This window comes from Photorhabdus sp. RM71S (assembly GCF_042879355.1).
In the GTDB taxonomy this organism is placed as follows: domain Bacteria; phylum Pseudomonadota; class Gammaproteobacteria; order Enterobacterales; family Enterobacteriaceae; genus Photorhabdus; species Photorhabdus kayaii.
On the sequence record NZ_JBHFKV010000204.1, the window covers coordinates 1 to 446 of the forward strand.

The following is a 446-nucleotide window of genomic DNA, read 5'->3' on the forward strand; positions in this document are numbered from 1 at the left end:
CATGACTGGGGTGAAGTCGTAACAAGGTAACCGTAGGGGAACCTGCGGTTGGATCACCTCCTTACCTGAGATAGGTTGAGTGCAGTGCTCACACAGATTGTCTGATGAAAGTAGAGTGCAAATGAGTCTGCGAAGCTGACCCGCGTGTCCCCTTCGTCTAGAGGCCTAGGACACCGCCCTTTCACGGCGGTAACAGGGGTTCGAATCCCCTAGGGGACGCCATATTGCATGATGACGGGTGAGAGGCGTTGTCAAGTTATCTTTAAGCGGATTTAAGTGAATCTGTTTAGCGATATAAGCTCTTTAACAATCTGGAACAAGCTGAAAAATTGAAACTGTCGATAATATCGTCGAGGTATTATTGACGAGTCTCTCAAGCTGAACAATCCGAGACAGTTTCGGGTTGTGAGGTTAAGCAATTAAGCGTACACGGTGGATGCCTAGGC

General features: G+C 48.4%; 1 tRNA gene and 1 rRNA gene. Both read left to right on the forward strand.

Annotation, left to right across the window (positions count from 1 at the left end):
* Positions 1–64, forward strand: a 16S ribosomal RNA gene (locus ACGF5R_RS24525); the annotation flags it as partial.
* Positions 65–146: 82 nt separating this feature from the next.
* Positions 147–222, forward strand: a tRNA-Glu gene (locus ACGF5R_RS24530).
* Positions 223–446: the final 224 nt, after the last annotated feature.